The organism is Paenibacillus spongiae (assembly GCF_024734895.1).
In the GTDB taxonomy this organism is placed as follows: domain Bacteria; phylum Bacillota; class Bacilli; order Paenibacillales; family Paenibacillaceae; genus Paenibacillus_Z; species Paenibacillus_Z spongiae.
In genome coordinates, this window is record NZ_CP091430.1 from 739249 (window position 1) to 764957 (window position 25709).

At 56.8% G+C, this 25709-nt stretch carries 20 protein-coding genes, 1 pseudogene and 1 riboswitch; of the genes and pseudogenes, 20 read left to right on the plus strand and 1 reads right to left on the minus strand.

What is annotated here, in order from left to right:
- Positions 1–33 precede the first annotated feature (33 nt).
- The 15 genes from L1F29_RS03300 (at position 34) to L1F29_RS03370 (ending at position 19216) form a co-directional block, all read left to right on the plus strand.
- Positions 34–1413 (plus strand): NCS2 family permease, encoded by a 1380-nt coding sequence (locus L1F29_RS03300; RefSeq protein WP_258386975.1) that lies wholly within the window; start codon positions 34–36, stop codon positions 1411–1413.
- A 640-nt stretch (positions 1414–2053) separates the two neighbouring features.
- Positions 2054–2155, plus strand: a riboswitch (purine riboswitch).
- A gap of 163 nt (positions 2156–2318) precedes the next feature.
- Positions 2319–2804 carry a 5-(carboxyamino)imidazole ribonucleotide mutase gene (purE, locus tag L1F29_RS03305; RefSeq protein WP_258386976.1) on the plus strand — a complete coding sequence of 162 codons (486 nt, stop codon included), beginning with the start codon at positions 2319–2321 and terminating at the stop codon, positions 2802–2804.
- A gap of 56 nt (positions 2805–2860) precedes the next feature.
- Positions 2861–4078 (plus strand): 5-(carboxyamino)imidazole ribonucleotide synthase, encoded by a 1218-nt coding sequence (purK, locus tag L1F29_RS03310; RefSeq protein ID WP_258389592.1) that lies wholly within the window; start codon positions 2861–2863, stop codon positions 4076–4078.
- Positions 4079–4085: 7 nt separating this feature from the next.
- Complete coding sequence (gene purB / locus L1F29_RS03315) at positions 4086–5381, plus strand: adenylosuccinate lyase (protein ID WP_258386977.1); 1296 nt, start codon at positions 4086–4088, stop codon at positions 5379–5381.
- 82 nt (positions 5382–5463) lie between these two features.
- Positions 5464–6354 (plus strand): phosphoribosylaminoimidazolesuccinocarboxamide synthase, encoded by an 891-nt coding sequence (locus tag L1F29_RS03320; RefSeq protein ID WP_258389593.1) that lies wholly within the window; start codon positions 5464–5466, stop codon positions 6352–6354.
- 44 nt (positions 6355–6398) lie between these two features.
- Entirely contained in the window at positions 6399–6641 is a 243-nt protein-coding gene (gene purS, locus L1F29_RS03325; protein WP_258386978.1) for a phosphoribosylformylglycinamidine synthase subunit PurS, read from the plus strand.
- A gap of 4 nt (positions 6642–6645) precedes the next feature.
- On the plus strand, positions 6646–7341 hold the full coding sequence (purQ, locus tag L1F29_RS03330) for a phosphoribosylformylglycinamidine synthase subunit PurQ (protein WP_258386979.1): 696 nt from the start codon (positions 6646–6648) through the stop codon (positions 7339–7341).
- Positions 7319–9562 (plus strand): phosphoribosylformylglycinamidine synthase subunit PurL, encoded by a 2244-nt coding sequence (gene purL, locus L1F29_RS03335; protein ID WP_258386980.1) that lies wholly within the window; start codon positions 7319–7321, stop codon positions 9560–9562. The genes purQ and purL overlap by 23 nt, the downstream gene beginning before the upstream one ends.
- Positions 9547–11028, plus strand: coding sequence for an amidophosphoribosyltransferase (gene purF / locus L1F29_RS03340; RefSeq protein WP_258386981.1), 1482 nt, complete (start codon positions 9547–9549; stop codon positions 11026–11028). Before purL ends, purF begins: the two co-directional genes overlap by 16 nt.
- 226 nt (positions 11029–11254) lie before the next feature.
- Positions 11255–12298, plus strand: a complete 1044-nt coding sequence (purM, locus tag L1F29_RS03345; RefSeq protein ID WP_258386982.1) for a phosphoribosylformylglycinamidine cyclo-ligase — start codon at positions 11255–11257, stop codon at positions 12296–12298.
- On the plus strand, positions 12298–12915 hold the full coding sequence (purN, locus tag L1F29_RS03350; RefSeq protein WP_258386983.1) for a phosphoribosylglycinamide formyltransferase: 618 nt from the start codon (positions 12298–12300) through the stop codon (positions 12913–12915). Before purM ends, purN begins: the two co-directional genes overlap by 1 nt.
- A gap of 124 nt (positions 12916–13039) precedes the next feature.
- Positions 13040–14587: a bifunctional phosphoribosylaminoimidazolecarboxamide formyltransferase/IMP cyclohydrolase gene (gene purH / locus L1F29_RS03355; RefSeq protein ID WP_258386984.1), complete on the plus strand. Its 1548-nt coding sequence runs from the start codon at positions 13040–13042 to the stop codon at positions 14585–14587.
- A 98-nt stretch (positions 14588–14685) separates the two neighbouring features.
- The gene (gene purD / locus L1F29_RS03360; RefSeq protein WP_258386985.1) at positions 14686–15954 is read left to right on the plus strand and encodes a phosphoribosylamine--glycine ligase; all 1269 of its coding nucleotides are present in this window, start codon (positions 14686–14688) and stop codon (positions 15952–15954) included.
- Between the two features lie 242 nt (positions 15955–16196).
- Positions 16197–17609, plus strand: a complete 1413-nt coding sequence (locus L1F29_RS03365) for a stalk domain-containing protein (RefSeq protein WP_258386986.1) — start codon at positions 16197–16199, stop codon at positions 17607–17609.
- A 368-nt stretch (positions 17610–17977) separates the two neighbouring features.
- Positions 17978–19216, plus strand: coding sequence for an MFS transporter (locus L1F29_RS03370; RefSeq protein WP_258386987.1), 1239 nt, complete (start codon positions 17978–17980; stop codon positions 19214–19216).
- Positions 19217–19280: 64 nt separating this feature from the next.
- On the opposite strand, the gene cysK is transcribed toward L1F29_RS03370, so the two are convergent.
- Positions 19281–20210 carry a cysteine synthase A gene (gene cysK / locus L1F29_RS03375; RefSeq protein ID WP_258386988.1) on the minus strand — a complete coding sequence of 310 codons (930 nt, stop codon included), beginning with the start codon at positions 20208–20210 and terminating at the stop codon, positions 19281–19283.
- Positions 20211–20493: 283 nt separating this feature from the next.
- Here cysK and L1F29_RS03380 point away from each other — a divergent pair, with 283 nt between their 5' ends.
- From L1F29_RS03380 to L1F29_RS03400, 5 genes and pseudogenes are all read left to right on the plus strand, one after another.
- Positions 20494–21462, plus strand: coding sequence for a polysaccharide deacetylase family protein (locus tag L1F29_RS03380; protein WP_258386989.1), 969 nt, complete (start codon positions 20494–20496; stop codon positions 21460–21462).
- A 56-nt stretch (positions 21463–21518) separates the two neighbouring features.
- Entirely contained in the window at positions 21519–22943 is a 1425-nt protein-coding gene (locus L1F29_RS03385) for an FG-GAP repeat domain-containing protein (RefSeq protein WP_258386990.1), read from the plus strand.
- Between the two features lie 27 nt (positions 22944–22970).
- A pseudogene (locus tag L1F29_RS03390) lies at positions 22971–23339 on the plus strand (response regulator transcription factor); the annotation flags it as partial.
- 567 nt (positions 23340–23906) lie between these two features.
- Positions 23907–24107 (plus strand): winged helix-turn-helix domain-containing protein, encoded by a 201-nt coding sequence (locus L1F29_RS03395; protein WP_258389594.1) that lies wholly within the window; start codon positions 23907–23909, stop codon positions 24105–24107.
- Complete coding sequence (locus L1F29_RS03400) at positions 24104–25528, plus strand: HAMP domain-containing sensor histidine kinase (RefSeq protein ID WP_258386991.1); 1425 nt, start codon at positions 24104–24106, stop codon at positions 25526–25528. The genes L1F29_RS03395 and L1F29_RS03400 overlap by 4 nt, the downstream gene beginning before the upstream one ends.
- The last annotated feature ends 181 nt before the right edge of the window (positions 25529–25709 follow it).

A 25709-nucleotide genomic window follows, 5' to 3' on the forward strand; every position in this document is an offset into this window, starting at 1 on the left:
GTTCTACACATTTTTTGGGGAGGGCATTAAAAAATGGACGGTTTCTTTCGTTTGAAGGAACACGGAACAAATGTAAGAACAGAGATTATGGCAGGCCTGACGACTTTCATGACGATGGCGTATATATTGGCTGTCAACCCCGGCTTGCTGGGCAGCGCGGGTCTGGACGTTTACTCGGTCTTCCTGGCTACTGCGCTCGCGGGGGGCATTTTCACCATTCTGATGGGGCTGTTCGTTAACTTTCCGGTTGCGCTTGCTCCAGGCATGGGTCTTAACGCCTACTTTGCAGCAACGGTTTTGGCTTCTAACGGTACGATATCTCCGGAAATGGCGCTGACGGCCGTTTTCTTCTCCGGTATCATCTTTATCATTCTGACGCTTACCCAAGTCCGCCAAATGCTGATTACGGCAATTCCGGACAGCCTGAAGCATGCGATCACGGTCGGGATCGGCCTGTTCATTACGATCATCGGGCTTAAAACAAGCGGCGTTCTTACCGTTGCGGTCGAGAATACGGTGACGGACATTCCCAAGGGCGTGTTCACCAATGTATTAGGCTTCGAAACGGTATTCCACATGGGCGATGTCACCAGCCCAAGCGTATACTTGACGCTGATCGGCCTGCTGCTTATTTCGGTAATGATGGTCCTTCGTGTTCCGGGCGCTATTCTGTTCGGGATCCTGGGCACGACGCTGATCGCGATTATTACCGGCGACGTTAATGTTAGCGCGGGTCTCTCCGGACAGTCGTGGTTACCGGACTTCTCCAAGCTGAACTTCTGGGACTTCGACTTTGCCGGCGTCTTCGAAGTCGGTCTGATCTCGGTTATTCTGACCTTCACCTTCGTCGAGTTGTTCGACACGTTCGGTACGCTCGTCGGAACGGCGACACGTGCCGGATACATGAAGGATCCGGAAAAAGGCAAGAAAAAAATCGGTAAAGCCATGATGGTCGATGCGATCGGCGTCAGCGGCGGCGCTATGCTCGGTACGAGTACGGTGACGGCTTACGTTGAAAGCTCCGCGGGTATTGCCCAAGGCGGACGTACGGGTCTGACGGCCGTTACGACAGGTGTCGGATTCCTGGTGGCGCTGTTCCTGTGGCCGCTGATCTCCCTTATTCCGGGTTCGGCTACTGCTGCCGCGTTAATCATCGTCGGCGTGCTCATGATGCAATCGGTCAAGGAAATCGACTTTACCGATATGGTTTATGCCATTCCTTCCTTCTTCGTCGTTGCGTTCATGCCTTTCACTTACAATATCGCGAACGGGATTTCATTCGGTATTGTGGCTTACGTGATCCTGGCAACGCTTGGAAATCTGTCCGAGAAGGGCAAATATAAAGTCCACTGGTTAATGTGGATTCTCGCGATTCTGATCGTCCTGCGTTACGGGATGCTTGGCGCGGGCTAATAGAGAGATAAGAACAGCGCTTGGACCGGCGCTGTTTTTTATTTGCTGATATTCGGGCGCGGGAGATGGTGCGGTTATCGGACGCGTTACGATGTATGGTAAAAGGGGCAGCAGCTATCTCAGCGTACCGCGGCTGGCGCGGCCCATCTGCCCGGACCGGCGCGGGAGACAGATGTTGTGTTTTCTGACCGATCAGCGCCGGAGACTCGACCAGCTCCGTCGGAACTTAAAGCTGTAAGACCGAAAAACGGCGTTACAGCGGCGCATCGAAGTGACGGGCGAACCTATTAGTCCGTTTTCCGCGTTTTCGGGTCATACAGAGCCGCACGTATACACCAGAAGCGTCATCCACGCCGGCCCCGGCAGCCACCCCTTCAGCGGGGACTTGTCCGAACTTGTCAAATAACTTGTATGGAGTTGGAATCCAGCGAGCAAGCTAATGGTCATAAGAATAACGGAAATTGCAAGCATTCCTCCCGTCATTACAGACATTCGCCTTAAGAAGCAGGCATGTTCGGCTATAGGAGGATTCCATGTGACGCAAAAGCGAACTTTTATAAAAGTTTACTGAATTAATGTTCGTATTTAAGGTTGACAGTTTCCTGACCGATTCGGTAAACTAGAGAAGCCTGAGACGTGATCCGTCTCGTGCTGCTAATCTCGTATAAGTTCGGGAATATGGCCCGAAAGTCTCTACCCGAAAACCTTAAATTTTCGGACTACGAGCGTGAAAGTGGGAAATTCAGGTTGTCCCTTAGCGGGGCAGCCTTCGCCTGTCTTTAGGCGTCAATGTTCCCCTTTTGTTCGTGTCCAGCCGCAGTCATTCGCTATCGAAGGCTGAAGCCGGACATTTTTTATTTCTATCGTGAATACAAACAATTTAGATACGAAAGTGGGTTAGGTGCATGTCAGCGAAAGTGGGCGTCATCATGGGCAGCAAATCGGATTGGGAAACGATGAAATTGGCCTGCGACGTTCTGGACGAACTGCAAATTCCGTATGAGAAGAAGGTCGTCTCGGCGCATCGCACGCCGGACCTGATGTTTGAATACGCGGAAAGCGCCGCAGCCCGCGGTTTGAAGGTCATTATCGCGGGAGCGGGCGGAGCCGCTCATCTGCCCGGCATGGTCGCTGCAAAAACGATTCTGCCGGTTATTGGCGTTCCCGTAAAGTCGTCCAATCTGAACGGACTCGATTCGCTTCTATCGATCGTGCAGATGCCGGGCGGCATTCCTGTGGCAACCGTGGCGATCGGCAATGCCGGAGGGACGAATGCAGGATTGCTCGCTGCGCAGATGCTGGGCGCATTCGATCCGGACGTGCAGGCGCGCGTGCAAGCGCGGCGCGACCGAATTCAGCGGGAAGTGCTGGAAAGCAGTGAGACGCTATGAGTGAATCCGGCAAACTTGGCGGAGGCCTCATACCTCTGAACGATCTCATTGGCGGGATGGAAGGCGAAAGCTGCGGTATCGACGGATGCGTCCCCGTTACGAATGAATCCGGCAACGCGAACAAGGCGAAAGTTATTCTGCCGGGTTCTACGGTTGGCATCCTCGGCGGCGGTCAGCTCGGCCGGATGCTGGCTAACGCTGGCAGCGCAATGGGCTATCGTTTCGTCACGCTCGATCCGACATCGGATGCGCCTTGCGGACAAGTAGCGGAGCAGATCGTCGCCGCTTATGACGACCGCGAGGCAGCGCGCGAACTGGCGAAGCGGGCGGATGTCATCACCTACGAATTCGAGAATGTCGACGCTGGCGTCGCTGCCATGCTCATGAACGAATCCTATGTGCCTCAGGGCAGCGAGCTGCTGTATACCACGCAGCATCGTCTGCGCGAGAAGCGCGCGATTGAAGCTGCAGGCGTGCAGGTCGCGCCCTATGCTGAAATTCGCAATGTGGAGGAGCTGCGCGAGGCGGTTCGGCGGTTCGGTCTGCCGAGTGTGCTGAAGACCGCAACCGGCGGTTATGACGGCAAGGGGCAGTGGGTCATACGCAGCGAAGCCGAGATCGAGGAAGCTTATGAAACGCTGAGCCGAGCGCGGACAGAGCTGGTGCTGGAGCAGTTTATCCGGTTCGAGAAAGAATTATCCGTCATCGCGGCAAGAAATCCGCAAGGCGAAATTCGTACTTTTCCGGCGGCTGAGAATATTCATGTGGACAACATCCTGCACCTGTCCATCGTTCCGGCGAGAATCGAAGCGGCTCTGCAGCGCGATGCCGAAGCGCTCGCGGCGCGAATTGCGGAAGGGCTTGGCGTTGTCGGCCTGATCGCCGTGGAGCTGTTCTTGACCGAGGGCGGGGAACTGTTCGTTAACGAGCTGGCGCCAAGGCCGCATAACAGCGGGCATTACACGATGGAAGCCTGCAGAACCTCGCAGTTCGAGCAGCATGTGCGTGCGGTTTGCGGCCTGCCGCTCGGCGACACATCGCTCATGACGCCTGTCGTGATGGTCAATGTGCTTGGCGAGCATATGGAACCGCTGCTTGCGCGCTTGCCGGACACGGATGAGGCGGCGCAGCGGCTCGGCGTCGCGGCGAAGGTTCATTTATATGGAAAGCATGAAGCGAAACATAAACGGAAGATGGGGCATGTAAACGTGCTTGCCGCGGATACGGAAGCTGCGCTTGCCTGGATCTCCGAGACGAATATATGGAAGGGTTGAAATAAGCATGTTGGAACGTTACAGCAGACCTGAGATGAGAGCGATCTGGACGGAAGAGAATAAATTCAAGGCTTGGCTGGAGGTTGAGCTTTGCGCTTGCGAAGCGTGGGCGGAGCTGGGCGTTATTCCCCGGGAGGATGTGGAGGCGCTGCGCAAAGGCGCATCCTTCGATATTGACCGCATCTACGAAATCGAGCAGGAAACGCGTCATGACGTAATCGCGTTCACGCGTGCCGTATCCGAGACGGTCGGCCCGGAGCGCAAATGGGTGCATTACGGACTGACATCGACGGATGTCGTCGATACCGCACTCGGTTACCTGCTTCGTCAAGCGAACGAAATTCTGGACAAGGATATCGAGAACTTCATTGAAATCCTTCGCGGACAAGCGGTTGCTTACAAGGACACGGCCATGATGGGCCGCACCCATGGCGTTCATGCGGAGCCGACGACGTTCGGTCTGAAGCTGGCGCTGTGGTACGAAGAGATGAAGCGCAACCTGGAGCGCTTCCGCCATGCGGCAAACGGCGTGCAATTCGGCAAAATGTCCGGCGCGGTCGGCACCTACGCGAATATCGATCCGGCAATCGAAGAGTTTACGTGCCGCAAGCTGGGCATCACGCCGGCGCCAATCTCGACTCAGACGCTGCAGCGCGACCGCCATGCGGAGTATATGGCTACACTGGCATTGGTTGCGACCTCGCTCGACAAGTTCGCGACGGAGATCCGCGCTTTGCAGAAGAGTGAATTCCGCGAGGTCGAGGAGCCGTTCGCCAAAGGACAGAAGGGCTCGTCCGCAATGCCGCACAAACGCAATCCGATCGGCTGCGAGAACATCTCCGGCCTGGCGCGCGTCATCCGCGGCCACATGGTCTCGGCTTACGAGAACGTTACGCTGTGGCATGAACGCGATATCAGCCACTCTTCCGTGGAACGCGTCATCTTGCCGGATGCGACGATGCTGCTCAACTATATGCTGAACCGTCTGGGCAACATCATCAAGAATCTGCAGGTATTCCCGGAGAATATGAAGCGGAATATGAAGGCGACTTATGGCGTGCCGTTCTCCGGACGCATCATGACGAAGCTGATCGACAAGGGCTTCAGCCGGGAGCAGGCTTACGATACGGTACAGCCGCGCGCGATGCAGGCATGGGAAGAGCAGCGCCAGTTCCGCGACATCATCGGCGAGACGAAGGAAATTACGGACATGCTGTCCAGCGAAGAAATCGACGATGCATTCAACCCGGCTTGGCATCTGAAGCATGTGGAAACGATCTTCAAACGGTTGGAACTGATTTAGGAGCGGCAGCCGATTCGATATGAAGGTATCGGTCCTGCCGCCTGATCGGGCGCGCGGGGCCGGTGCGAAGGAGCGAATGATGATGACAGAACAAGCGTTATCCACCGCTGTGGATGTTGTGAAGGCGCCGCTGCTGTACAAGGGCAAGGTGCGCGAGCTGTATGATCTCGGCGAGCATTATTTGATCGTCGTCACCGACCGCATCAGCGCGTTCGACTACGTGCTTGATCCGGCGGTTCCCCAGAAGGGGAATGTGCTCAACCGGCTATCCGCATTCTGGTTCGAGCAGACGGCTTCCATTCTTACGAACCACGTTATTCATACCGATGTCGACAAGCTGAGCGATGTCGTCACGGATCCCGAGCTGCTTCGCAACCGCATCATGGTCACGAAGAAGGCGCAGCGGATCGATATTGAATGCGTCGTACGCGGCTATATTACGGGCGGCGGATGGCGACAATATGTGAAAACATCGGCAATCAACGGCATTGAGCTTCCGGCGGGCCTTCGCAAGAACGAACGGTTCGAGAAGCCGCTGTTTACGCCGGCCGCGAAGAACGATGTCGGACATGACGAGGATATACCATTCGAGCGGATGCAGGAGCTGATCGGAGCCGAGCTGGCTGAAGAGCTTCGCGATCATAGCTTGAAGCTGTATGAATTTGCGCATGGTTATTGTGAAGAACGGGGCATTATACTGGCGGATTGCAAATTCGAGTTCGGACTTATAGACGGTAAAGTCATTCTTATCGATGAAATTTTCACGCCGGACTCCTCGCGGTTCTGGGCGAAGGATAAATACGCTTACGATATCGAAATCGACAGCATGGACAAAGAGCCGGTACGTGCCTATCTGCTGAATTCCGATTGGGATCAGAACAGCAAGCCGGACCCTCTTCCGGATTCGGTTGTCAACGCAACGACAAACAACTATCTGAATATCTACGAACGGCTGACAGGCAAGTCGCTGTAAGCGGCTTTGAGCATCCAGCCCTAACTATTAGGAGGCGACCCCCCATGAAAGCAACGGTTTACGTAACGATCAAACAAAACGTGCTTGATCCGCAAGGCAGCGCCGTACAAGGCGCGCTGCACTCGATGGGCTTTGACGAAGTCGGCAAAGTGCGCATCGGCAAATACCTCGAGCTTGAGCTGGACACGACGGACCGCGCGGAAGCCGAATCCCGTCTGAAAGCGATGTGCGAGAAGCTGCTGGCCAACACGGTCATCGAAGACTACCGTTTTGAACTGGAGGGTTAAGGCGATGAAATTCGCGGTAATCGTGTTCCCCGGCTCCAACTGCGACATTGACTGCTACAAGGCTGTGGAAGACACAATCGGCCAGCCGGTCGACTATGTATGGCACACGGCAACCGATCTGTCCGAGTATGACGCCATTCTCGTTCCCGGCGGATTCTCTTATGGCGACTACCTGCGCTGCGGCGCAATCGCGCGCTTCGCTCCGGTTATGAACGAAGTGGTCAAAGCAGCCGAGCAGGGCAAGTTCGTCCTCGGCATCTGCAACGGGTTCCAAATCTTGACGGAAGCGGGCCTGCTGCCTGGCGCCCTGCTTCGTAACAATAGCATGAAATTCCGCTGCCACAGCGCGCTGCTGGAAGTGGTCAACAACAATACGGCGTTTACGAATCAATACAGCCAAGGCGAGATCATCGACATTCCGATCGCGCACGGCGAAGGCAACTACTTCTGCGACGACGCCACCTTGGCGCAGCTGAAGGCGAACAACCAAATCGTGTTCCGTTATAAAGCGGGAGCGAATCCGAACGGGTCGCTCGAGGATATCGCGGGCATTTGCAATGAGCGCGGCAACGTCGTCGGCATGATGCCGCATCCGGAGCGCGCAATTGATCAGCTGCTTGGCTCGGAAGACGGCAAACGGATGTTTACATCGATTTTGAACGCATGGAGGGAACAGCATGGCGCAGCAGTTAACGGCTAAAGAACCGACGGCGGAGCAAATTGCGGACCAGAAAATCTACACGCAATTCGGCGTAACCGATTATGAATATGAGCTTATCTGCGGATTTCTCGGCCGCAAACCCAACTACACGGAAATCGGCGTATTCAGCGTCATGTGGTCCGAGCACTGCTCGTACAAGAACTCCAAGCCGATCCTGAAGAAGTTCCCGATCACGGGACCGAAGGTTCTCATGGGACCGGGCGAAGGCGCGGGAATCGTCGATATCGGCGACAATCAAGCCGTCGTGTTCAAGATCGAATCGCATAACCATCCGTCCGCGGTTGAGCCGTATCAAGGCGCCGCAACGGGTGTGGGCGGCATTATCCGCGACATCTTCTCCATGGGCGCCCGTCCGGTGGCGCTGCTTAACAGCCTGCGCTTCGGCAGCCTGGAGAATGCGCGCGTGAAATATTTGTTCGAGAATGTGGTGAGCGGTATCGCCGGCTATGGCAACTGTATCGGGATCCCGACGGTAGCGGGCGAAGTGATGTTCGACGAGAGCTATGAAGGCAACCCGCTCGTGAACGCGATGTGCGTAGGTCTCATCGATCATGACAAGATCCAGCGCGGCGTCGCGAAGGGCGTCGGCAACCCGGTCTTCTATGTCGGTCCTGCAACGGGCCGCGACGGCATCCACGGGGCGACCTTCGCATCCGTCGAGCTGTCCGAGGAATCGGAGGAGAAGCGTACGGCGGTTCAAGTGGGCGATCCGTTCATGGAGAAGCTTGTGATGGAAGCGACGCTGGAGCTCATTAACTCGGGTATCGTACTCGGCATTCAAGATATGGGCGCCGCGGGTCTGACCTGCTCCAGTGCGGAGATGGCATCCAAAGCAGGCAACGGCCTTGAGCTGTACCTGGATGAGGTGCCGCAGCGCGAGGAAGGCATGACCCCTTACGAAATGATGCTGTCGGAGTCGCAGGAGCGCATGCTCTTCGTCGTCGAGCCGCAGCATGAAGCGCAGGCGAAAGAGATTTTCGACCGCTGGGGCATCATCTGCGCGAAGGTCGGCAAAGTGACGGACGACGGCCGTCTCCGCCTGTTCCATAAAGGCGAGGAAGTGGCTGACATGCCGGTTCAAGCGCTCGTTGACGAGTGTCCGGTCTATAACAAGCCGTCCCAAGAGCCTGCTTACTATGCGGTGAACGGCGCAATCGATACAACGGCTTATGCCGAAGTGACCGATTTGACGGACGCGCTCAAGAAGGTGCTTGCCTCTCCGACAGTAGCGAGCAAGGAATGGGTATACAATCAGTATGACTATATGGTGCGCACGAGCACAGCCGTTCAACCCGGATCCGACGCAGCTGTCGTCACAATCCGCGGCACGCGCAAGGCGCTGGCGATGACGACCGACTGTAATGGGCGCTATGTTTACCTCGATCCGGAAGTGGGCGGACGCATTGCCGTCGCGGAAGCGGCGCGCAACATCGTATGCTCGGGCGCCGAGCCGCTGGCCATTACGGATAACTTGAACTTCGGCAGCCCGGAGAAGCCGGAAGTATTCTGGCAGATCGAGAAGGCCGCCGACGGCATTTCCGATGCTTGCCGCGTGCTGGAAACGCCGGTTATCGGCGGCAACGTATCCCTGTATAACGAGAATGCGAAAGGCGCGATTTATCCGACGCCGGTTATCGGCATGGTCGGACTCGTGCAAGACGTGGACCATATTACGACGCAAGGCTTCAAATCCGAAGGCGACGTTATCATTCTGCTCGGCGAAACGAAGAACGAGTTGGGCGGCAGCGAGCTGCAGTACGTGCTGCAGGGCAAGTCGGAAGGGCGTCCGCCGCAGATCGAGCTCGCAGCGGAGAAGAAGCTGCTGGACGGAGTGCTGGAAGCAATTCGCCAAGGTCTTGTCGCTTCCGCGCATGACCTATCCGAAGGCGGCCTTGCCGTGGCGCTTGCAGAATCGTGCATCAGCGGCAAGCAGGGCGCGGACGTCAATGTGACGACCTCGCTTCGCGCCGACGCGGCGCTGTTCAGCGAATCGCAATCGCGGATTCTGCTGTCGGCCAAACCGGAGCAAGCGGCGAAATTGACGGCATTGCTGACGGAGAAGGGCGTACCGAACGCGGAGATCGGCGTCGTACGCGGCAGCGCATTGACCCTTAACATCAACGGCAAACCGGGCATTGCAGCGCCGGTTGAACAACTGGAGAAGGTTTGGAAGGATGCGATTCCATGTCTGATGAAGTGATGCAGCTTCCGAAGCTGTGGACAGGTTCTCATTATAACGAGGGAATAGGGCGCGACGATATATTCGACAAGCTGCGTGAAGAGTGCGGCGTGTTCGGGGTGTACAACATCCCGCACGCCTCGACGCTCGCGTACTATGGCTTGCATGCGCTCCAGCACCGGGGCGAGGAAAGCGCGGGAATTTGCACCGTTGATTTGGAACAGGAAGGCACATTCAACTACCATCGCAACATGGGCCTTGTGAAAGAGGTTTTTGACCAGGATAAGCTGGACACACTGGCGGGCAATATGGCGATCGGTCACGTTCGATACTCGACCGCGGGAGAGAGCAAGCTTGCGAATGCACAGCCGCTCGTATTCAAATACCGCGCCGGCGACCTCGCTATCGCGACGAACGGCAACATCGTGAACGCGCCGGGTATCCGCGAAGAGCTGGAGAACTTGGGCTCGATCTTCCAGACGACGAGCGATACGGAAGTGATTGCGCATTTGATCGCGCGTTCGAGCAAGGATTTCGTCGAGGCGGCCAAGGATGCGCTTCAGCGTCTTGTCGGCGGCTTTGCGTTCCTCATCATGACCAACGACAAGCTGCTCGTCGCTTCCGATTCGCACGGACTTCGGCCGCTCGTCATGGGCAAGCTCGGCAATGGTTATGTCTTCGCTTCCGAGACTTGCGCGCTGGAAACGGTCGGCGCTATTTATGAGCGCGACGTTCAGCCGGGCGAGATGCTCGTGCTGGACCGGGACGGCCTGCGCCAAGACCGGTTCGTGGAGCTTGAGCGCCGCGCGACATGCGCGATGGAATATATTTATTTTGCGCGTCCGGACAGCGATATTAATGGAATTAATCTTCATGCTTCACGCAAACGGATGGGGCAGCGGATGGCGCTGGAAGCGTTCGTCGACGCCGACGTCGTAACGGGCGTGCCGGATTCGAGCATCTCGGCCGCGATCGGATACGCCGAGCAAACGGGCATTCCATACGAGCTGGGCCTCATCAAAAATAAATATACGGGACGCACCTTCATTCAACCGTCGCAGGAGCTTCGCGAAAAAGGGGTCAAGATGAAGCTGTCGGCCGTCCGCAAGGTGGTCGAGGGCAAGCGTGTCGTCATGATCGACGATTCGATCGTGCGCGGCACGACCTCTCTGCGAATCGTCAACCTGCTGCGCGAGGCTGGTGCGACAGAGGTGCATGTTCGCATAACATCGCCTCCATTCATGAACCCTTGCTATTACGGCATCGATACGCCGGACCGCAAGGAGCTGATCGCCTCCCAGAAGACCGTGGAGGAGATCCGCCAGGCGATCAATGCGGACTCGTTGTCCTTCTTGACGCATCAAGGCTTGATCGAGTCGGTCGGCGGCAACGAAGGTCAATTCAACCGCGGCATGTGCATGGCCTGCTTCGACAACGACTACCCGACGCCGGTCGATTTCAGCTCGGACAAGAGCTGCAGCTGCTAGGAGCGGGAACATCATGCGACGCAGCACCGCATGCTCGGAGCTTTGCACGGTGTGAAAGACCCGGTTGGCCGGGAGCTATGGCTCTGGCGCAGTACATCGGGAAGTTAAATTTAGAACATTAACCCTTCACGGGATCAAATAAGCGGGTGAACGCTTGCGATGCAAGCATCGCTTGATCTTCAAGGAGATCGGCGATACCCGCAACAACTATTAAGGAGTGACCACAGTGGCAGAAGCGTACAAACAAGCCGGTGTCGATATCGCGGCGGGCAACGAAGCGGTCGAACGGATGAAGAAGCACGTGAAGAAGACGTTCCGTCCTGAAGTGCTCACCGATCTTGGCGGATTCGGCGGGTTGTTCGGACTGAACAAGGACAAGTACGAGGAACCGGTTCTTGTCTCCGGCACCGACGGTGTCGGCACGAAGCTGAAAATCGCGTTTGCCATGGATAAGCATGACACGATTGGCATCGATGCTGTGGCGATGTGCGTGAACGATATCATTGTCCAGGGCGCAGAGCCGCTCTTCTTCCTGGATTATCTCGCGTGCGGGAAGGTCGTTCCGGAGAAGATCGAAGCGATCGTCAAGGGCATCTCGGATGGCTGCCTGCAATCCGGCTGCGCCTTGATCGGCGGCGAAACGGCGGAGATGCCGGGCATGTATAGCGGCGACGAGTACGATATCGCAGGCTTCACGGTGGGCATTGTCGATAAGAAGAATATTATCGACGGCAAGTCGATCGCCGCAGGCGATGCGGTAATCGGCCTCGCGTCCAGCGGCATTCACAGCAACGGCTTCTCGCTTGTGCGTCGTCTGCTGCTTGAGCAATCGGGCTACAGCCTGGATGACGTATTATCCGAGCTTGACGGGAAGAAGCTGGGCGATGTCGTGCTGGAGCCGACGCGTATCTATGTGAAATCGGTGCTTGAGCTGATCAAGCAGGTACAAGTGAAGGGCATGGCGCATATTACGGGCGGCGGCTTTATCGAGAATATTCCGCGCGTTCTGCCTGAAGGCGTCAATGTTGAAATCGAATACGGCTCATGGCCGATTCAGCCGATCTTCAACCTGATGCAGGAGAAGGGCTCCATCACGAACCGCGACATGTTCACGACCTTCAATATGGGCGTCGGCATGGTCGTCGTCGTACCTGCGGAGCAGGCGGACGAAGCGCTGCGCGTGGCGCGCGAGCTTGGCGAGGACGCGTACCGGATCGGTACGGTGACCGAAGGAAGCCGTATCGTGACGTTTACCGGAGCGGACGTGTAATGGCAGGGCTTCGAATCGCGGTATTCGCCTCGGGGCAAGGCACGAACTTCCAGGCATTGGCGGATGCGGCACAACAAGACCGGCTCGAGGGCGCAAGCCTCGAGCTTCTTGTTTGTGACAAGCCGGAGGCGCCCGTCGTGGAACGCGCCAAGCGGGCCGGCGTGGACACGTTTCTCTTCCGGCCGAAGGAGTACGCGTCCCGAGAAGACTATGAGCGGGAGATACTGGCGGAGCTGCAGAAGCGCGGCATCGGGCTGGTCGTGCTGGCCGGATACATGCGTATCTTGACGCCGGTTATGGTCGATGCGTTCGCGGGGCGGATGATCAACATCCATCCGGCGCTGCTGCCGGCTTTTCCGGGCGTCGGCGGTATCAAGCAGGCATTGGACTACGGGGTGAAAGTGACGGGCGTTACCGTTCATTTCGTCGATGGCGGCATGGACACGGGGCCGATCATTGCCCAGCGTACGGTTGAGGTGTTGGACGGCGACACGGAAGCGACGCTTGCGCTTCGCATTCATGCGGTAGAGCAAGAGGTGTTCCCTTGGGTCGTTCAACGGATTGCATCGGGCGCGGTATCGCTCGATGGCCGTCATGTGACGGTGACGACATTATAGCAGGAACCGGCGGGCTATCTAGTAATGCAATTTAGTGGCGCCGGACAGGCGCGAAAGCCGCTGGACCATTAGCTTCGCGGAAGCATGTAGAGGGTATTTTTCAACTAATAGGAGGGACTTTGTTGTGGCTATTCGCAGAGCATTAATCAGTGTGTCGGACAAAACAGGCATTGTTGAGTTTTCACGGGCGCTTGCGGGACTTGGCGTGCAAATTATTTCGACGGGCGGGACGGCAAGCCTGCTGGAGAAGGAAGGCGTTCCCGTTGTCGGCATCTCGGACGTGACGGGCTTCCCGGAAATTCTCGACGGCCGCGTCAAAACGCTGCATCCTGCCGTTCACAGCGGCTTGCTTGCCGTTCGCGACGACGAGAAGCATCAGCAGTCGATGAAGGAGCTCGGCCTCGATTACATCGACCTGGTGGTCGTGAATTTGTATCCATTCGCGGCGACGATTGCGAAGCCGGATGTATCGTATGAGGACGCGATCGAGAACATCGATATTGGCGGGCCGACGATGCTTCGCTCGGCAGCGAAGAACCATGCGTTCGTTACGGTCGTGGTCGATGCCGCCGATTATGCCGGCGTGCTTGAAGAAGTGAAAGGCGCTGGCGACACGACGCTTGAGACGCGCAAACGCCTCGCGGCCAAAGTATTCCGCCATACGGGCGCTTATGACGCGCTGATCGGAGACTATCTCTCCAAGCTGCAGGGCGACCCGCTTCCGGAGAGCTATACCGTCACCTATGAGAAGGTGCAGGACCTTCGCTATGGCGAGAATCCGCACCAGAAGGCCGCGTTCTACCGCAAGCCGCTGGCGGCTCAAGGCAACATCACGACAGCCGAGCAGCTGCATGGCAAGGAGCTGTCCTACAATAACATTAACGACGCGAATGCGGCTCTTGCCATCGTGAAGGAATTCGAAGAGCCGGCTGTCGTTGCCGTGAAGCATATGAATCCTTGCGGAGTGGGCATCGGCGCCGACATTCATGAAGCGTATCAAAAGGCTTACCAAGCCGACCCGACCTCGATCTTCGGCGGAATCGTCGCGGCGAACCGTACAATCGGCGCGGAGACGGCTCAATTGCTGAGCGAAATCTTCCTGGAGATCATTATCGCGCCGGACTTTACGCAGGACGCAATGGACATTCTGACGAAGAAGAAGAATATCCGTCTGCTGAAGCTCGGCACGATCCAATCCGCGAAGGAACGCAAGCCGGAATGGAACATCACCACGGTAGAAGGCGGGATGGTCGTGCAAGAGAGCGACGTGCACAGCCTCTCCATGGATGACCTCAAGGTCGTGACGAACCGCAAGCCGACCGAGGAAGAGCTGAAGCAGCTTCTGTTCGGCTGGAAGGTCGTGAAGCACGTGAAGTCGAACGCGATTCTGCTCGCGGCGGACAATATGACCGTCGGCGTAGGCGCGGGCCAGATGAACCGCGTCGGCGCGGCCAACATCGCGATCAAGCAGGCCGGCGAGAAAGCGCGCGGCGCCGTGCTCGCTTCCGATGCGTTCTTCCCAATGGGCGATACGCTGGAGCTGGCGGCAAAAGCAGGCATCACGGCCGTTATCCAGCCGGGCGGCTCCATTAAAGACGAAGAGTCGATTGCCGTAGCGAATGCGAACAATATTGCGATGGTGGTTACGGGCGTTCGTCATTTTAAACACTAGTCATCATCGGTTTCATGAGGAGATAGAGTATATCGCCGCTTGTGGGGTTACGGCTTGTGCCGGTACCATGAAGCCGGCAATTATGGGGAGGGTTTCCTGTGCGGATAATGGTCATTGGCGGCGGCGGGCGTGAGCATGCGATCGTCTGGGCGCTGGCCAAGAGCGAGAAGGTCAAACAAATTTACTGCGCGCCGGGCAATGCGGGGATCGCGGAGCTGGCGGAATGCGTGCCGATTCCGGTTAACCGGTTTGCGGACCTCATTGCGTTCGCGAACGATCATGCGGTCGATCTCGTTGTGGTCGGGCCGGATGATCCGCTTGCGGACGGCATCGTGGATGCGTTCGAGGAACATAATATTCCGACCTTCGGACCGCGCAAGAACGCGGCGGAGATTGAAGGCAGCAAGATCTTCATGAAGAATCTGCTGAAAAAGTACAATATTCCGACGGCCAAATACGAGACGTTCACGGATTACGAAGCGGCGCTTGCCTACTTGCGCGAGCAATCCGCGCCGATCGTCGTCAAGGCGGACGGTCTTGCGGCCGGTAAAGGCGTAACCGTCGCTTACTCGCTCGAAGAAGCGGAGAAGTCGTTGCATGACATGATGGTGGATAAAGTATTCGGCGAATCCGGCGGACAGGTCGTCATCGAGGAGTTCCTCGAAGGCCAGGAGATGTCGATCCTGGCATTCGTAGACGGCGAAACGGTTCGCGCGATGGTGCCGGCACAGGATCATAAACCGGTATTCGATGACGACAAGGGGCCGAATACGGGCGGCATGGGCACTTACTCCCCGCTGCCGCATATCGATCCGGCGCTCGTAGAGGATGCGGTCGAGAATATTATTAAGCCGACGGCGAAGGCGATGGTCAGCGAAGGCCGGCCGTTCCGCGGCGTTCTCTTCGCGGGTCTGATGATCACGAAGGACGGCGTGAAGACGATCGAGTTCAATGCGCGCATGGGCGACCCGGAAACGCAGGTCGTGCTGCCTCGTCTGAAGACCGATCTCGTCGATATTATTCTCGCCGCGCTGAATGGCCGGTTGGATCAGCTCGACATCGCTTGGAGCGACGAAGCGGCCGTGTGCGTCATTGCGGCTTCAGGGGGCTACCCGGCTTCTTACCCGAAAGGGCTCGTAATCGAAGGACTGGATGCCGCCAAGGCGCAGGGCGCGCTGGTATTCCACGCCGGTACGGCCGAGAAGGACGGGAAAATCGTTACTAGCGGCGGCCGGGTTCTCGGCATTGTCGGCCGTGGACGAGACATCGCGGAGGCGCGTGCGCGCGCATATGAGGCGGTATCCGCCATTCACTTCGAAGGCATGCATGTAAGGTCGGACATCGCTGCCAAAGCGCTGCGAGGTTAAGATGCGAAAAGCCGGTCCGAGAGAGGGAACGCCCACTCTCGGGCGAGGTACAATATAAGCTGCAGGTGCGTCAAGCGCGCCTGCGGCTTTTTTGCATGCTTGCTGCATTTACAACGCGGGCTTTTGCTTCTGTGCATGCCTACTGCATTATAACGCCATCCAAAGGAGTGCCTGCCGCAACTATAACCCGTTCTCCTGCGTCCAAAGGATATGGAAGAATTTAGTGGAGAAAGGAGAGCGTCATGAGAAAAGCCATATTGGCGGGAATCATCGTATCTCTGTTCATTCTGACGGCCGCGGCGCTGCCGCCTGCCAAGCCGAAGTCATCGGCAGGCGATGGAAGCCAGCCGGTTCCGCTGTTGATGAACCATTATTTTGTGCTGTTCCCGGGTGATAGCGCACCTTATTTGAAGGAGAACGGCCTGATGGTGCCGCTCCGTTCGTTCGCGGCTGCGCTAGGGGCAACCGTGCTTTATTCCGCCAAGGAGAGGTCGGCCCAGATCAGGTCCAACCGGAATGAGGTGGTCGAAATTCGAAGCAATCCGCCGCTGGCGGGCAAGGAAGGAATTTCGCCGCAGCAGCAATTCCATCCGGCCCCCGAAGTGATCGGAGGAACGTTCTTCGCACCTGTTGCGCAGCTTCTCCAGGGCCTGCCTTCCTACAATTACGAGCAGCGCTCGGAGGCAGGACGCAAGGTTCTGGCGATTATGGATCCGGCCGAGCGGCGGCTGCTGCCCGGGATCGGCGATCCGGACAATCCTGTCGACGATTACCCGCATATCATGGCTGATCCCGCTTACCCGTTCATTCCGACGGGGCTAAAGCAAATCGCAATGCGTGATCAGAAAGGCCGATCATCGGTTCATCTGTCGCTTACAGTGGATCGGGTGAAAGGCAAGGACATACCGGCCGATGATGCTTTATTCCATGTGATCGTGAAAGACATCGAAGGAAACGTGATCGAGCGGACGATCGACTGGAACGGGAAATCAACGAAGGGGGCGGATGGAACGGAACGGATCGCGCTCGATTTTACCGTACCTGCCAAGGCTTCGTATGTTTTGTTCCGGGCGACGCCGATTTACAACGATAGGAACATTCCCGTATATCCGGCGGATTATCAATACGATGAAGCAATGGCAAATGCGGTCGCTGAGCTGATACCCGGCAATCGGGCGTTGTTCGCGCGTCTTGGCGTGGAGCCGGTCGCGGGAGATGTGCAGATTCAAGAACTGACCCTGTATGTGAGGCGTATCGGCGAGCATTATAAGGCTCTTTCGGCAGAAGAGCAGGAACGGCTGATGCAAGCGATCTACGAGCTGACAGGGAGGTTCTTTCCGCTGCGGATCGAGACGGAGACCATCGACGCGGATAAGCCGAGCATTACCGGATATATCAAGGAGATTGCGGAGAACGGCAGTATACTGATCGAGAATCCTGATAACTTGATCGGCTACGAAAATCCGAAGGCGGACGCCTTGTGGGGATCCTTCACAGCGGATGCGTCTATCATGCGGAAGTCGACCGGGGAGAAGCTCGATAAGGCGGAGCTGAAGACCGGCATGAAGGTTGAAGGCTGGACGACAGGTATGATTATGTCCAGTTATCCGGGGAAAGGAAGGCTGATCCAGCTTAACGTCCTTTCCGATCCGTAACCTGCCTGGCGGACACAGCAAGATGAAACGATCAACAACGAGCATCAACGAGCATCTCCGTCATGAGACGGGGATGCTCATTGTTTGTATTGAGCATGAGAAAGGTAAGGCGATATCGCCTGGGCGTATGAAACGGAATTACCGCTTACGTGCACTATATCGGCGAGTCTATATGTCCAAGAAGGTAGGCTTCCTGATCTGCGGCTGTCTCCGTATCAGAAGCTGGAACTGCCGATAATCGGGTGAGCCGTTGATATAAAATTATGACAGACTTGCGCCGCCCTCCCATAATCTGTGCTATAGTAAGCATTAAAATTAGATCGGTTCTCGCAGACGATCAGAGTGAGGGAAGTGCAGCATAACGAATCATGAGTACCAAATTGGCAGTTAACCAAGCGGCGCCCAAAACCGCCGCGGCTTCGGCAACGGTATTTCCCATCCTGTTTGCCATCAGCATTGTCCATCTCTTGAATGACACCATGCAATCGACGGTGTCCGCGCTCTTCCCGATTCTGAAGGATGAGCTGAGTCTGAGCTACACCCAGGTCGGGTTGATCGCGCTGGCGATGAACTTGACGGCCTCGGTCCTGCAGCCCATCATCGGCCGCTATGCCGATATCCGGCCCATGCCGATGCTTCTGCCGATCGGCGTCTGCTTCACGCTTATCGGCATCGTCGGGCTGGCCTTGGCCCCGTATTATTCCGTTATCCTGCTGGCCGTTACTGCGATAGGGATCGGTTCCGCGATCTTCCATCCGGAATCGTCGCGGGTTGCCTATCTCGCCGCCGGCGGCAAGCGCGGACTGGCACAGTCGATCTTCCAAGTGGGCGGCAATATCGGAAGCTCGCTAGGTCCGATCATGACGGCCGTACTATTCGTCCATTTAGGCCAGTTTGGCGTCATTTGGTTCGCATTCGCCGCTGCCGCTGCCATTGCCATTCAGCTCTATGTGGCCCGCTGGTACGGAGAGCAGCAGCTCGTGCTCCGCACGGCTGTGAAGCCCCGCGCTGCAGAGAAGAACGCCCAGAGCGGTCTGGCCCGCAATCAGGTCATGTGGGCGATAGTCATACTTGTCTTCCTGGTCGTGACGAAGCAAGTCTATATGTCCAGCATCACAAGCTACTACACGTTCTACTTGATCGATGATTACGGTGTTACCGTCAGTCATGCGCAGTGGTTCCTGTTCGCATTCCTCGCCGCGTCGGCGGCCGGGACATTCTTTGGCGGGCCGATGGCCGACCGATACGGACGCCGCAATATCATCTGGTTCTCGATTATGGGCACCGCGCCGTTCTCCATCCTGCTGCCATACGGCAGCTTGTTCTGGAGCGGAGTTCTGGCGGTAATGGCCGGATTCATTCTATCATCCGCATTCTCCATCATCGTCGTCTATGCGCAGGAGATTATGCCCGGTAAAGTAGGACTCGTAGCGGGGCTGTTCTTCGGACTCGCCTTCGGCATCGGGGGTCTTGGCTCGGCGGTGCTTGGCATGGTTGCCGACCAGACGAGCATTGCCTTCATTATGAAGCTATGTGCTTTCCTGCCGCTGCTTGGCGTGCTGGCGATTCTTCTGCCGAAGGATACCCGAGACCGGGTACCCGAATAATAAACACGAATAAGAGCTTAGGCGCCGGTTGGCTGCTTAAGCTCTTATTGTTCTTGGGAGCTGATTAGTCGAACAACGTAGTCGACAAGTACCGCTCTCCGGTATCCGGCAGCAGGACGACGATCGTCTTCCCGTGGTTCTCCGGCCTCGAAGCGAGAATCGTTGCGGCGTGAAGCGCTGCGCCTGACGATATGCCGGCAAGCAGTCCTTCCGCTCTGGCCAGCTGCCTCGCGGTCGTGATCGCATCATGGCCGCGAACGGGCATGATTTCATCGACTACCGACCGGTCGAATACCTCCGGTACGAAGCCTGCGCCGATGCCCTGAATAAGATGGGCGCCGGGATGACCGCCGGACAGCACGGCTGATTCCTGCGGCTCGACGGCGACAACGCGAACGGACGGCTTGCGTGACTTCAGAACTGCGCCGACGCCGCTTATCGTACCGCCGGTACCGACTCCCGCGACGAATATGTCGACCGCTCCTTCCGTATCGCGCCAGATCTCCTCGGCTGTCGTGCGCCGGTGAATATCCGGATTGGCGGGATTCCGGAACTGCTGAGTCAGGTAAGCGTTCGGAATCGTCTCCGCGAGCTGCTGCGCCTTGGCAATAGCCCCGCGCATCCCTTCCACGCCAGGCGTCAATACAAGCTCCGCTCCGAGCGCTTGCAGAATCTTGCGGCGTTCAACGCTGAACGTTTCTGGCAAGGTAATGATTATCTTATATCCCATGGCGGCCGCGACGTAAGCCAGCGCAATACCGGTATTGCCGCTGGTAGGCTCGATGATAACCGAGTCCGGGCTCAGCAGGCCTTTATCCTCGGCGTCCTTGATCATCGCATAGCCGATCCGGTCCTTCACGCTGCCTCCCGGATTATAGGATTCCAGCTTGGCGATCAGGGTCGCTTCAAGATGCTTGGTAGCGGTATAATTCGTAAGCTCCAACAGGGGCGTGTTACCGATTAACTCCGTTAAATTTTTTGCAATTTTGGGCATATTGTCTCTTGCTCCTAACTCGTAATGTTTATCCTATAAACTTAGTCGGTAATCTAACGTTAACATGGCTGGAATCAGGTTTCAACTTTACGAGGGAGAATCATCCTCGCATGACGATGTAATTTGACGGATTGCCGTCTATTAATCTAGCTGCGAAACGCAGGGCTGACGCGGATTTGTCGAAATAGAACGAATCGGGTTTAAGATGTTACTAGTTTGTAACAACTTACGAAACGAACTCCTATACCATGTACATATAAGCATGGGATGGGGAGAAGAGACAATGACTACAGCTAGAAAAAAACGACGATTGTTGTCGTTTGGTATCATCATGGCCGTTATTGGTTTCGCGGCCGGTTGCGGCTTGCAAGGCGGATTCCAGCTGTGGGCAGGCAGCGAGACTGCCGGCACCCAGAGCGATATCATTCTGAGCGGCGGGGGACCGGGCGGCGGCCCCGCAGGCAACCCGCAACCTGGCGCAGGAGCCGGAGGTTCTGCAGGAGGGGCGGCTGCCGGCGGCCAGGGCACAATCGTAGATAAGGGCGCGGCAGGCGGCTCCATGGACGGCGGCAAGGTTCCGGTCCAGGAAGCGGAAGTGAAGCTGAGCAAGCCGACTGCGCCGAAGGTCGCGTTTCAGGCGAAGCCGAATCAGAAGCTGGTGGCGCTGACGTTCGACGACGGACCTGATGAACGGTACACGCCGGCGATTCTGGATGTATTGAAGGAGCATAAAGTGAAGGCCTCCTTCTTCCTGGTCGGCACGCAAGTTAAGAAATATCCCGAGATGGCTGCGCGCATTGCCAAGGAAGGGCATTCCATTGGAAATCATACTTACCGTCATCCCGACTTAGCTTCGCTGGGCGAGCGCAGAATTATACAGGAAGTGATGTGGACCGATACGCTAATCCAGCGATCGGTTGGATATGTCCCCAATCTGGTGCGGGCTCCATACGGATCGGTGTCGGCCGAGGTCAAAGCCATCATGAAGGCCAATAACCGCGAGCTGGTAGGCTGGACCGTCGATACGATGGACTGGAATGGAGTAAGCGTTGCGAAAATGAGGCAAAACATTAACAGTAACACGAAACCGGGCGGTATCGTCCTTATGCACTCCTTCGGGGGCAGCCGTCTGAAGAATACGGTAGAGCTTCTGCCATTGATAATCGACGATTTGCAGAAGAATGGATATACGCTCGTAACGGTCGACGAGCTGTTGGCGGCGAAGGAGCATAAAGCGGCGGCAGGCCATTAATTTACGACCGCAAGCCAGTAGGGTTGGCTGCGGGTGGAAGGAGATTCGAACCGGACGTGATGCGACAACGAGGGGGAAGGCAGGTCAGGCTCCGCGTATTGGCTGCTGTCATCTGCATGCTCGGAATTACCGGATGCCAGTATACGGCGACGCCTGCCGATCTGCTGCTGGGACCGCGGGATACGCCGGAGAATGCCGAACTGGCTGCGGCGGTTCGCGAAGCGCTGCCGGCCCGGGCGAAGCTATCGCTTCCGGATCAAGACGAAGCCATGTCCGCGGTGCGTAAAGCGGATGTTGACGGGGATGGCAGCAAGGAAGCAATCGTGACCTTCATCAATGAAGCGGAAGAACAACAGGTGCTCCTGCTGAAGGAAGGCGTCGAAGGATGGCGGTTATGGTTCACCTTTGGCGAAAGGTCGAGCTACGGCATTGACTGGATCGATGTGACGGATCTCGACGGTGACGGCAATCCGGAAATGTTGATCGGCTGGAATCAATATGAGATGTTTGACCGCACCTTAAACGTGTATCAGATCAGACCGCAGGAAGAATACAAGACGGCCCCGAGGCCGATCGCGGAGCTCTCCTATTCCAAGTCGGTTCTTGGCGATATAGACGGTAACGGACGCGACGAGATCGTCCTGATTCGAGAGGAACAGCTTGGAAAGGAAGATCAGCTCTTTGGATTGATGGACAGAACGCTGCATGTGTACCGGTTGGAACGGGGATCGATCGCGAATACGGAAACGGCTGCGCTTTCCAGTGAGGTTAACGGTTACTATAATTTGGTTGTCGGCAAGATTGCAGAGAACCGTTACGGCATTGTAGCCGATGCAGGGCTAGGGGCCCATTCCTCCATGACGATCATGCTTGCTTGGGAGAACGGAAGGCTTGTTCAAGTCTATCCCATGAGGGGCAGTGAATACGACAGCAGTTTCAATGTTTATTCCACAGAAAGCGGCGATGGAAACAGCGATGGCATTCTGGAGATTCAGGTTTTGAAGGAGGCAATGGGTCAGCCGTCGAATGCCACGATGAGCGAATTGGTCTTGATCGAGCAGTGGAAGCAATGGGATGGGAAGGGAGATTTCCATGTTGTTATGGAACAATATGCGGACTACTCCAAACGATATGCGATCCGCTTTCCGGAGAAGTGGTATGATCAAGTTACAGTAAGGCGCCCCGAAGGAGATGAGAAGGGTCAACTATATATAGAAATATACGAAGAGGCATCGGGTAAGCGGCTGCCCTTGTTCGTTATTCATAGCACACCGCTTGGCGATTGGAATGCCTTGGAGCAGGCATGGAAGGATCAAGGTGTACGCTATTCCGAGCTGGCCAAGGGGGCTGGAATGGTGCATGCGGCGGAATGGGAAGAACCCATGGAGGACTGGACGGCGGAGGAGCTAGCTCTCTATAACGATCTACAGTTGAATGGGGACGAGCTGAAGCGGCTGTTCAAGCTGCTTCCGGAAAATTAATCGGCCGGATGGAGCTGGGAGGACATTATGCGGATTTTGCTGCTAGAGGATGAAGAAGCGATACGTGGATTTGTCCGCATTAACTTAAAGCGCAATGGAATGGATGTGACCGAAGCGGAGGACGGGGAGACGGCGCTCATGCTGGCGAATGAAGCCGATCCGCCGTTCGATGTTGCGCTGCTTGACGTTATGCTGCCCACAATCAGCGGGTTTGAGGTGTGCGAGCAGCTGCGGGAGAGGTTTCCCCGGATGGGGATCATTATGCTGACGGCCAAATCGCAGGAAGAGGACAAAATCCGCGGCTTGGAGCTCGGCGCCGACGATTACGTGCAGAAGCCGTTCAGCCCTGGCGAGCTCATTGCCCGGCTGGGTGCTCTGCACCGCCGCATGATGCCTGGCGGCTTATCGTGGCTTGAACCGGAGGGGAGCGTTGAAGCCGTCGGTGATCGCGTGGAGAGCGGAAGCTTGGATAATACAGGTTCGGCTGGCATGGCCAGGCCGGTCGCTGCTGAAGGGCAGACACCGTTCATAGCCGAAGCCATAAGTGAGACTAATCCTGAGCTGAGCGAAAAGGGGGCCGGCGCAGCGCCAACCGGCGATGTCCGGCTGGCGGATACTCGGAGTCGGAGCAGCTTCTGTGCGGAAGCAAGCGAGGGCGAGGGCAAGGCGGTCACTTCAAGCGACGGACTTGCAGGAGTCAATAGTGGCAGTGTCGGGATCGGCTCGCCAAGCTCTGGCGGTTCCGTATACAGAGAGACAGAGAGCGGATCGGAAGCAGGTGAACGCGCTGGACTCGAGAACATCGACCGATTGCGTGCCGTGCAGGTATCATCCGTGCTGCGCAGGTCGCCTGACGATCTGCATGAAGGCATATTCCGGCTGTCATCGACGCAGCGAAGGCTGTGGAAGGGAAGCGAGGAGGTTGTCTTGACGCCGACCGAATGGACGCTTGTGAAGCTGCTCATGGAACGCGCAGGCGAAGGACTCAGCCGGGACGATATTCTGGATGCGGTATGGGGCAGGCACTTTATCGGAGACTTGAAGATTGTGGACGTCAATATTCGGCGCATACGTCAGAAGATCGAGAATGAGCCGTCCGATCCGCGGTTTATTGAAACGTTATGGGGTTATGGATACCGGTGGAAACGGAGCGATGGTCAATGAGCAGTCTCCGGACACGAATCGTTTGGAGCTACGGGATCCTGATCGTTCTGGTCGTCGTTCTGCTCGGTTCCATGTTCGTGACGCTGGTATGGAATTATTACTACAGCAGCGCCGTCGGATCGGTGCTGCAGCGGGCGGAGACCGAGGTGACGCTGCACAGCCGCAACCTCGCGTACCAAACAATGCGGGACAAGGGCCGCTATATGCTTCAGAACTTGACCGACGGGGTGGAGCATCTGCAGCTGCTCGATAATACCGGGATGCTGGTCATCGACGCCAACGGCATGCCGGGTGAGGGGCGGATGTTAACGACCCCAGACGTCATTCAGGCGGTGGAAGGGGAGAAAGGCGTCTGGCGCGGCGTTGATCCGGTTACGAACGAGCGGGTTGCCGCCGTTACGCTGCCTCTCAAATCGGAGCAGCGCGTCGTCGGCTTGTTCCGTTACACGGCTTCGCTCGAAAGCGTGGATAAGACACTACGGAACTTGTTCGGGGTGACTCTCCTTGTGGCCTTCGTGGTTGTGCTGCTCTTCTTCGCCATGAGTATATGGCTGGCCAACCGAATTGCCCGTCCGATCCGCAATTTGACAAAAGTAGCCGAGCAGATGGCGGAAGGGAACTGGACCCGGCGGGCGGCAAGCCATGACCGCGACGAAATCGGCCGCCTGGCGGATACGCTCAATATGATGGCCTCCGAGATTACGAGAAGGGAGAAGCTGAAGAACGACTTCATCTCTTCCATCTCCCATGAGCTGCGCACGCCGCTTACCTCCATTAAAGGCTGGAGCGAGACGCTCGCCTCCGGCGACCCGGAAGATGTCGAGGAGGTACGGCTCGGGCTGTCGGTCATCGATCGGGAGACCGACCGGCTATCCGGACTGGTGGAGGATCTCCTCGACTTCTCCAAGCTGTATGCGAAGAATATTGTGCTTCATCCGGAAATGCTGGATTTCTTGGCACCGGTGAAGGAGACGGTGAGGCAGTACGAGGCGAGGGCGCAGCGGGAAGGGATTGCCTTGACGGCCCGCCTGACCGTGGACGGCCCGATGCTGGTGGAGGCGGATGCGAACCGGCTCAAGCAGGTGATGATCAATGTGTTCGACAATGCGTTCAAATTCACGCCGCGCGGCGGATCCGTCTTGATAACGGCCGAGCGGGAGGCGGATCTGGCGCGCGTGTCCATCGCGGACACCGGCTGCGGAATCGCGCCCGAGGATTTGGCGCATGTGACGGAGAAGTTCTACAAAGGCGAGAGCCAGCGTGCGGGAAGCGGTCTTGGGCTTGCCATCTGCAAGGAGATCGTGGAGCTGCATGGCGGAACGCTTGAGCTTACGAGCGTTCTGGATGAGGGGACGACAGTTACGATCCGAGTTCCCCTGATCTGTGAACCCGGCGGAGCGGAGGACGCTCACTCTTTGTAGAATAACGATTTTCGCTTGCGGATCACATAGTTGATGGCGACTAATGTCAGTAATACGATGGCGATTGCAAACCAATGCTGCTTGATCCATTCCATCCATGCGGGCATACGCTCGGATACCTCCTTGGTTGAGTAAGGATGGGCACGATACGGTCGATTTTAAAATGTAGTATATGGATAGC